The 4,922-nt window shown below is 67.7% G+C and carries 4 protein-coding genes; all 4 read right to left on the bottom strand.

All coding sequences use genetic code 11. The features are described 5' to 3' along the window. Positions 1-191: 191 nt before the first annotated feature. The 4 genes from BST28156_RS34255 to BST28156_RS34240 all read right to left on the bottom strand — a co-directional run bounded on the left by BST28156_RS34255 (position 192) and on the right by BST28156_RS34240 (position 4,782). A complete protein-coding gene (locus BST28156_RS34255) occupies positions 192-668 on the bottom strand; it encodes a DNA-deoxyinosine glycosylase (protein WP_174904552.1) in 477 nt (158 codons plus the stop codon). Continuing rightward, positions 668-1,264 carry a chorismate--pyruvate lyase family protein gene (locus BST28156_RS34250; protein ID WP_174904551.1) on the bottom strand — a complete coding sequence of 199 codons (597 nt, stop codon included), beginning with the start codon at positions 1,262-1,264 and terminating at the stop codon, positions 668-670. Before BST28156_RS34250 ends, BST28156_RS34255 begins: the two co-directional genes overlap by 1 nt. 8 nt (positions 1,265-1,272) lie before the next feature. After that, a complete protein-coding gene (gene htpG, locus BST28156_RS34245; RefSeq protein WP_174904550.1) occupies positions 1,273-3,171 on the bottom strand; it encodes a molecular chaperone HtpG in 1,899 nt (632 codons plus the stop codon). A gap of 150 nt (positions 3,172-3,321) precedes the next feature. Continuing rightward, on the bottom strand, positions 3,322-4,782 hold the full coding sequence (locus BST28156_RS34240; protein WP_174904549.1) for an aminotransferase-like domain-containing protein: 1,461 nt from the start codon (positions 4,780-4,782) through the stop codon (positions 3,322-3,324). Positions 4,783-4,922 lie beyond the last annotated feature (140 nt).

The following is a 4,922-nucleotide window of genomic DNA, read 5'->3' as shown; positions in this document are numbered from 1 at the left end:
TTCGGAGAGCGATTTACGCAGGCGCGTGGATAACGCGTTGTTCAACCGCCTCGCCCACAAAAATGCGGACAGGTTCGATCAAGGGCGAAAAACCGCGCTGGCGGTGGGGCAAGGACGATTGACCGCGATGCGCGGCACGCGCATGCCCACCGCCAAGCGAAGCCCGCCCCTCGCGTGCGGCGGCTCGTCGGTCAAAGGACGATCCGGCGCCACTGCGCAAGCTTCTGCTCGAACGACAGCATCGCATTCGCCGGGCTCGACGACGGCAGCACGAGCGTCTCGTAGCCGGCCTGGCCGATCACGTCCGCGAACCGCCCCGCCGTCTTCCCGTTGAAGCACACGCGCTTCAGCAACGGCGCATGCTCGCGCAACGACGCAAAATCGTTGGGTTTCGCGTTGCGGATCGCGGAATCGAGACTGCCCTGGCGATGGCATGCGTCGAGAACGTCCCAGATGCCGAAGCCATGCGAAAGCACGCGCTCGAGCCGCTCGTCGTAAGCGAGCTCGTGCAACTCCGGTTCGCTCAGCACCGCACCCAGCAAGCGCCAGAATTGGTTGCGCGGATGCGCGTAATACTGCGCGGCGTCGAGCGACGCCTCGCCGGGAAAGCTGCCGAGGATCATCGTATGCGTGTGCGGCGCGACGACCGGCGCGAAACCCTGCAGCATCACGTGCCTCCGCCCGGCCCGCCCGAGCGCGGCCCATCACCATGCGCATCGAGATGCCGCCACAGCGCGGGCAGCATGCACTCCGTCACCATCAACGGCTCGCCGTGACGCTGGAACACCGAGCGCCGCGCGGCAAACGCATGCGGCGCCCGCTCGCCCTGCAGCGCATGGCTCGCGAGCGTATAGAGCGGATGCCCGGCGATCACGCGGCGGCTGACGAGCGCCGAACGTTCGACCTGCGGATCGCTGTACAGCAGCTCCGCGAGCGGCCGCGTGCGCAGCCGCCGCATCGCCTGCCACACGCCCTTGCTCGCCGCAAGCGGCGCGATGCTGTGCGCGGCGACGTACGGCGTGCCGTCCACCGACAGGATCACCTCGCGCACCCACATCGGCGCGCGCGGCGAAGCGGCCACCGCCGCATGCTCGTCGAACCACGGGCAGTCGACCGACTCGCGCGTCACGCGCACGCTCACGCGGCCGAGCCGCGCGAGATGCGCGGTCAGCGAACCGCCGCGCGTCAGCCAGTCGCGCTGGTCGAGCGTGCAGCCGGGCCGCGGCGTGTCGCGCCAGCCCGCCTGCCCGCCGTCGAATCGCATGCGCGCGTTCACGCGGCGCGCGACAGCAGCAGCGCGTTGGTCCGCTTCACGAAGCTCGCCGGATCGTCGAGCATCCCGCCTTCGGCAAGCAGCGCCTGATCGAACAGCAGATGGCACCAGTCGCCGAAATCGGCGCTGTCGGCCTTCAGCTGCTTGACGAGCGCATGCTCGGGGTTGATCTCGAGGATCGGCTGCATCGCCGGCGCGTTCTGGCCGGCCGCCTTCAGCATCCGCTGCAGGTAGCCGCTCATGTCGTTGTCGTCCGCGACGAGGCACGACGGCGAATCGGTCAGGCGGAACGTGACGCGCACGTCCTTCACCTTGTCGCCGAGCGCTTCCTTCATCTTCTCGACGACCGGCTTGATCGCCTCGCCCGCCGCCTCCTGCGCCTTCTTCTCGTCGTCGTTCAGCTCGCCGAGATCGAGGTCGCCGCGCGCGACGCTCGCCAGCGGCTTGCCGTCGAACTCGTGCAGGAACGACAGCATCCATTCGTCGACGCGATCGGTCAGCAGCAGCACCTCGACGCCCTTCTTGCGGAACACTTCGAGATGCGGGCTGTTCTTCGCGGCCTGCCACGTGTCGGCCGTCACGTAGTAGATCTTCGTCTGCTCGGGCTTCATGCGCGCGACGTAGTCGGCCAGCGACACGTCCTGCGCGGCGGTGTCGCCGTGCGTCGACGCGAAACGCAGCAGCTTCGCGATGCGCTCGCGGTTCGCGTGATCCTCGCCGAGGCCTTCCTTCAGCACCTGGCCGAACGCGTTCCAGAAGGTCTTGTACTTCTCCTTGCCGGCATCGTCTTCCGCGTTCGCGAGCTCTTCGAGCATCGACAGCGCGCGCTTGGTCACGCCTTCGCGGATCGCCTTCACGTCGCGGCTTTCCTGCAGGATTTCGCGCGACACGTTCAGCGGCAGGTCGGCCGAGTCGACGACGCCCTTCACGAAGCGCAGGTACTGCGGCAGCAGCTGCTCGGCGTCGTCCATGATGAACACGCGCTTCACGTACAGCTTCAGGCCGCCGCGATAGTCGCGGTTCCACAGGTCGAACGGCGCATGCGACGGCACGTACAGCAGTTGCGTGTATTCGCTGCGGCCCTCGACGCGGTTGTGCGTCCAGGTGAGCGGATCCTGGTGATCGTGCGCGATGTGCTGGTAGAACTGCGTGTACTGCTCGTCGGTGATGTCGCTCTTCGAACGCGTCCACAGCGCGCTCGCCTGGTTGACGGTCTCGTCCTCGTCCTTCAGGACCATCTCGCCCTTTTCCTGATCCCACTCTTCCTTCTGCATCAGGATCGGCAGCGCGATGTGGTCGGAATACTTCTGGATGATCGACTTCAGCCGGTACGACGACAGCAGCTCGTCCTCGCCTTCGCGCAGATGCAGCGTGATCGTCGTGCCGCGCTGCGCGCGCTCGATCGCGTCGATCGTGAAATCGCCCTCGCCCGCGCTTTCCCAGCGCACGCCTTGGCTCGCCGGCAGGCCCGCGCGGCGCGTCTCGACGGTGATCTTGTCGGCGACGATGAAGCCCGAGTAGAAGCCGACGCCGAACTGGCCGATCAGCGCCGCATCCTTCTGCTGGTCGCCGGACAGCTTCGTGAAGAATTCCTTGGTGCCCGAGCGTGCGATCGTGCCGAGGTTCGCGATCGCCTCGTCGCGGCTCATGCCGATGCCGTTGTCGTCGATCGTGATGGTGCGCGCGGCCTTGTCGTAGCCGATGCGGATGCGCAGGTTCGGATCGTTTTCATACAGCGCGTTGTCCGCGAGCGCCTCGAAACGCAGCTTGTCGGCCGCGTCGGACGCGTTCGACACCAGTTCGCGCAGGAAGATTTCCTTGTTGCTGTAGAGCGAATGAATCATCAGGTGGAGGAGCTGCTTGACCTCTGCCTGAAAGCTCATCGTTTCGTGTGCCATGGATGCTGTTTCCTCTTACTTGAACTTGAATGGTGTGGCGCGGGCGCCCGGCGCGCGATGCCGGGGCCGGTCGAACCGCCGCGTGGCGCACGCGGCTTGCGCGGGTATCTGGGGATCGCGCCGGCGATTTCAAGAGCCGCCGGCGCCGCGTCATGACGCGCGCCGCACGGCCGAGTCGATATAGCGCGCGAGAAACCCCGGCAGCGCCGGATCGCCGCAGTTCGCGACGTTGAAGCGCGTCCACGTCGACGGCGACTGCTGCGGCGAGAACAGGCTGCCCGGCGTCAGCAGGAAGCCTTCCTCGTGCGCGGCGGCCGCGAGCGCGTCCGAGTCGACGCCCGTGTCGGCCCACAGGAACATCCCGGCCGCCGGCATCGCGAACAGCTTCAGCCCGGTGCGCTCGAGCATCCGCGCGGTCTTGTCGCGCACGCCGTCGAGCCGCGCGCGCAGCCGCTCGACATGGCGCCGGTAATGCCCTTCGGTCAGGATCTTGTACAGCACGCGCTCGTTGAGCTCGGGCGTCGTCATCCCGACCAGCATCTTCTGGTCGGTGATCGCCTTCGCGATCTCCGGCGCGCACGCGACGTAGCCGACCCGCAGGTTCGCCGCGAGCGTCTTCGAATAGCTGCCGAGATAGATCACGCGCTTCAGCTGATCGAGGCTCGCGAGCCGCGTCGCCGGATAGCTCGGCGGACACAGGTCGCCGTACACGTCGTCCTCGACGACGAGGAAGTCGTACTGCTCCGCGAGCTTCAGGATCCGGAACGCCTGCGCGGCCGACAGCGACGTGCCGGTCGGATTCTGCAGCACCGAGTTGATCACGAGCATCTTCGGCCGCCACATCTGCACGAGCGTCTCGAGCGCATCCAGATCGGGGCCGTCGGGCGTGTACGGCATCCCGACGAGCTGCGCGCCCTGCGACGCGAAGCGGCCGAACATCTGGAACCACGCGGGATCGCCGACGATCACCGCGTCGCCCGGCTGCACGTAGATGCGCGCGATCAGGTCGATCGCCTGCGTGATCCCCGACACCAGCACGACCTGCTCCGGCGTCGTGCCGATCTCGACTTCCGCGAGCCGCGTCTGCAACTGCTGGCGCAGCGGCAGGAAGCCCTGCGCGGTGCCGAAGCCGATCATCTGCGCGCCGGACTGGCGCCCGAGCGCACGCAGTGCGCCGGTAATCAGCTCGCCGTCGAGCCAGCGGCCCGGCAGATAGCCCAGACCCGGCCCCTTTTCCGGGCTGGCGGTATGCAGCATGTTGCGCAGCAGCCAGACGACGTCGATCGTGTTGTGCACGGGCGCGGCCTCGGCCACGCGCGCGACGCCGTCGAGCACCGGCTGCGGCCCGGCCGTGCGCTCGCGCACGTAGAAGCCCGAACCGCGCCGCGAATCGAGGTAGCCCTGCGCGACGAGGCGCTCGTACGCCTCGACGACGGTGAAGCGCGAGACGCTCTTGTCGAGCGCGAGCTTGCGGATCGACGGCATTCGCATGCCGGGCCGGAACACGCGCTCGTCGATGCGGCGGCGCGCCCACTGGACGAGCTGGTCGACCAGCGTCAGCGTGGCGGTGTCGTGCGGCGCGGGAATCTGGGCAAGAGGGACGGTGGACATGGGCAGCGGCTCCAACTGTACCGAAAGCTATCGAGGCGATTGTACCGTTACTGTGCCGGTGCGCACGATTACAGTTGATCGAAATGGCAGCCGGGCGGCCCGCGCATGCGCAGCCGCCGCGCGGCCACGGCGGCTGCCGG

It is taken from the genome of Burkholderia pseudomultivorans, from assembly GCF_902499075.1.
Lineage (GTDB): Bacteria > Pseudomonadota > Gammaproteobacteria > Burkholderiales > Burkholderiaceae > Burkholderia > Burkholderia pseudomultivorans.
Note: the sequence above shows the minus strand (reverse complement) of the source record. Positions and strands in the feature narration are given on the sequence as shown.

Excerpts from the sequence above, each read along its gene's own strand:
- BST28156_RS34255 (WP_174904552.1), bottom strand. The coding sequence starts at position 668 with ATGCTGCAGGGTTTCGCGCCGGTCGTCGCGCCGCACACGCATACGATG.
- BST28156_RS34250 (WP_174904551.1), bottom strand. The coding sequence starts at position 1,264 with ATGCGATTCGACGGCGGGCAGGCGGGCTGGCGCGACACGCCGCGGCCC.
- htpG (WP_174904550.1), bottom strand. The coding sequence starts at position 3,171 with ATGGCACACGAAACGATGAGCTTTCAGGCAGAGGTCAAGCAGCTCCTC.
- BST28156_RS34240 (WP_174904549.1), bottom strand. The coding sequence starts at position 4,782 with ATGTCCACCGTCCCTCTTGCCCAGATTCCCGCGCCGCACGACACCGCC.